This window comes from Methylophaga sp. UBA2689, assembly GCA_002354555.1.
Classification (GTDB): domain Bacteria; phylum Pseudomonadota; class Gammaproteobacteria; order Nitrosococcales; family Methylophagaceae; genus Methylophaga.
Map to the genome: position 1 here is coordinate 47,964 of DELT01000077.1, position 3,324 is coordinate 51,287.

The 3,324-nt window shown below is 44.1% G+C and carries 4 protein-coding genes; all 4 read left to right on the forward strand.

Annotation, left to right across the window (positions count from 1 at the left end):
• Positions 1 to 1,227: cytochrome-c oxidase, cbb3-type subunit I (ccoN, locus tag B3M51_RS09370; protein ID WP_292758537.1), on the forward strand; the 1,227-nt coding region annotated here is incomplete at its 5' end.
• 10 nt (positions 1,228 to 1,237) lie between these two features.
• The gene (ccoO, locus tag B3M51_RS09375; RefSeq protein WP_292480991.1) at positions 1,238 to 1,915 is read left to right on the forward strand and encodes a cytochrome-c oxidase, cbb3-type subunit II; all 678 of its coding nucleotides are present in this window, start codon (positions 1,238 to 1,240) and stop codon (positions 1,913 to 1,915) included.
• The gene (locus tag B3M51_RS09380) at positions 1,908 to 2,117 is read left to right on the forward strand and encodes a cbb3-type cytochrome c oxidase subunit 3 (protein WP_292355440.1); all 210 of its coding nucleotides are present in this window, start codon (positions 1,908 to 1,910) and stop codon (positions 2,115 to 2,117) included. The genes ccoO and B3M51_RS09380 overlap by 8 nt, the downstream gene beginning before the upstream one ends.
• The gene (gene ccoP, locus B3M51_RS09385) at positions 2,110 to 3,045 is read left to right on the forward strand and encodes a cytochrome-c oxidase, cbb3-type subunit III (RefSeq protein WP_292480990.1); all 936 of its coding nucleotides are present in this window, start codon (positions 2,110 to 2,112) and stop codon (positions 3,043 to 3,045) included. Before B3M51_RS09380 ends, ccoP begins: the two co-directional genes overlap by 8 nt.
• Positions 3,046 to 3,324 lie beyond the last annotated feature (279 nt).

The window sequence follows — 3,324 nt, forward strand, 5'->3', positions numbered from 1 at the left end:
TTTGGTGGTTCGACTTTGATGGCGACAGCATTTTATGTTGTGCAACGCACCTCTGGCGTCAGACTGTGGAGTGATAAATTGGCATGGTTCACCTTCTGGGGCTGGAACCTGATTATTCTTGGTGCCATCATTACTCTGCCTTTAGGTCTGACTCAATCAAAAGAATATGCTGAGCTGGAATGGCCGCTGGATATTTTAATTGCGGTGGTTTGGATAAGCTACATGTTCAATTTCATCATGACTCTATCAGTGCGTAAGGTTTCGCATATCTATGTTGCCAACTGGTTCTTCCTGGCAATGATGATCATGATTACCTACCTCCATGTGGTCAATAGTCTGTCTATTCCGGTCAGTATGTGGAAATCCTATTCCATTTTTTCCGGGGTTCAGGATGCGATGATTCAATGGTGGTGGGGTCATAACGCTGTTGGTTTCTTCCTGACAGCTGGTTTCCTCGGCATCATGTATTACTTTGTACCTAAACAGGCAAACCGTCCGGTTTATTCATACCGCCTCTCAGTTATCCATTTCTGGGCGCTGGTATTTGGTTATGTCTGGTTGGGTGCTCACCATCTCCAATATACCGCACTACCAGATTGGACCGGTTCACTGGGTGCAGCCATCTCCCTTGCGATGATTATTCCTTCATGGGGTGGTGCGTTAAACGGTATGTTTACACTGAGCGGTGCGTGGGACAAATTACGTACGGACTATATTTTACGTTTCCTGATCGTTTCTTTAGCGTTCTATGCCATGTCAACTTTCGAAGGTCCAGTTATGGCTTCGAAAACCGTAAATGCGTTGTCTCATTACACTGACTGGACCATCGGTCACGTTCACTCAGGAGCGCTTGGCTGGGTTGCCATGGTCTCTGTGGGTGCGTTGTATCACATGGTCGAACGTATGTGGGGCACAACCATGTATTCGGTCAAGCTGGTCAATCTGCATTTCTGGATGGCGACAATTGGTACCGCAATTTACATCACCGCAATGTGGGTTTCAGGCATCATGCAAGGTCTGATGTGGCGTGCATATGATGAATATGGCAATTTGGCCTACACCTTTGTTGAGTCTGTAGCACAGATGCATCCTTATTATGCGATGCGTGCAATTGGCGGACTGATTTTCTTCCTGGGTGCGGTTATCATGCTGTTTAACGTAACAGTGACTATTCGCCGCGCGATTGCAAAACCGTCCGCCGAAATGGCAACTGCAGCGAATATTTGAGGGTATCAGCATGGCTAAAAAATCTAATAAACGCATTAGCTTTCAAGAGTGGGTAGAGGTAAACGTCTGGGGATTGGTACTGGCAACAGCTTTGGTAGTCTCAGTTGGTGGTATTGTCGAGATCGTGCCATTGTTCTATCTGGATAACACTTTTGAGGATGATGTCTATCCTGAATACGAAGAACTGCAGGGTGTACGTCCGTACACTGCACTTGAGTTAGCTGGACGTGATGTTTATCAGCGGGAAGGTTGCTATCTGTGTCATTCACAAATGGTGCGTCCATTCCGTGATGAAAAAGATCGTTATGGTCATTATTCATTGGCGGTAGAGTCCAAATATGATCACCCGTTTCAATGGGGGTCAAAACGTACCGGACCGGATTTAGCGCGTGTTGGTGGTAAATACTCTGATGCATGGCATATTCAGCATTTACGTGACCCACGTTCTGTTGTGCCTGAATCCGTTATGCCTAGGTATCCTTGGCTGGACGAATCGACCATTGATGGTGAAGGTATGATTAAACGACTCAAAGCAATGAAAGTTCTGGGGGTTCCTTACAGTGATGAAGAAATTCTGGGAGCAGCTGAAGTCGTAGAAGGCAAAACTGAAATGGATGCTCTGGTAGCTTATCTGCAAGTGCTTGGCACCATGATTCAATTTGAACCAGGAAGAGATTACCGTGAGTGATTTTCTGTCTTATTTTAAGACAAACTGGTCTGCAATGACCGTAAGTGATTGGGTCGGTACCATTCTGACGGTTGTTATTTTCTTACTGATGTTTGGTATGTATTTCTGGGTATTACGCCCAAAAAACAAAGAAAAACTTGAATCGCATCGTGACTTGCCACTGAGAGATGACGATATAAATTCGGAGAAAAATGATGGCTGATAACAATAAAAACCCAAATGAATGTCCTGATACAGGGCATGAATGGGATGGCATCAGAGAATTGACCAATCCACCGCCACGTTGGTGGACAATAGCTTTATACCTGAGCGGTTTGTTAGTGTTGGTATATTTTATTCTTTATCCTTCTCTACCATTGGTGAATGGAAACACCCAAGGTATTCTGGGTTGGACACAGATTAATGAATACAAGGAAGACATGGCACAAATCAAGGAAAAACGTGCACCTTTTGAAGATCGTATTGCTGCGATGTCAGCGGAAGAAATTCTCGAAGATGATGAACTATTACGTTATGCAGTAGGTTCAAGCAAAGTTCTTTATGGTGATAACTGTGCAGCCTGTCATGGTGTTGGCGGATATCCTCAACCTGGTTCAGGTTACCCAATCCTTGCTGATGATGACTGGTTATACGGTGGAACAGTAAACAAAATCATTGAAACCCTGGCCAAAGGTCGTCAAGGAATGATGCCTGCACATGCTGAACTGTTAACAGAAGAAGAAGTGGATGGCCTGGTTGAATTCGTGTTGAGTAACTCAGCTGGTGAAGCTACCGAAGCGCAATGGAAACTTTACAACGAAAAAGGTTGTGTAGCGTGCCATGGTGCAGAAGCTAAAGGGATTCAGCAGTTAGGTTCGGCTAATTTGTCTGACAAAGTCTGGCGCTTTTCTGGTGAACCGGATGAGATTCGCCATACAATTCTGCACGGAGTAAATGATGCAAATGATCCTAACACCCGTATTGCAGTAATGCCGGGCTGGAATGAAAAACTTGCTGTTCGTCTGGAAGCAGAAGAATACGGTGATGATCCTGAAGAATATTATGAAGGTGATGAAACTCAACGGCTTTCAGAAACTGAAATCAAAAAGCTTGCTGTTTATGTCCATCAACTTGGTGGTGGCGAAGAGTAAACGTCGAACTGACGTAATTACGAGTCGATAGATTCAAGGAGATTGATATGGGATTAGATGCTGTAGCGATTGGTGCTATTGTGAGCCTTGTACTGACAATTGTTGTGATTGCCGTGATTGCTTACAAGGTCATTAAAAACATGGAAGACAGTTCCAACGATAATTAACTGTCTGACGATTCAAAAAAAGCCGATTTTGTCGGCTTTTTTTGTACGTCAAAAGCTAAATTAGTAAATGCTTATATTATTTGGCATGTTATAATTCCATCGGATAAGTTGC

Bases quoted from the DNA above. Each gene is read 5' to 3' on its own strand.
- ccoO (WP_292480991.1), top strand. From the start codon at position 1,238: ATGGCTAAAAAATCTAATAAACGCATTAGCTTTCAAGAGTGGGTAGAG.
- ccoP (WP_292480990.1), top strand. From the start codon at position 2,110: ATGGCTGATAACAATAAAAACCCAAATGAATGTCCTGATACAGGGCAT.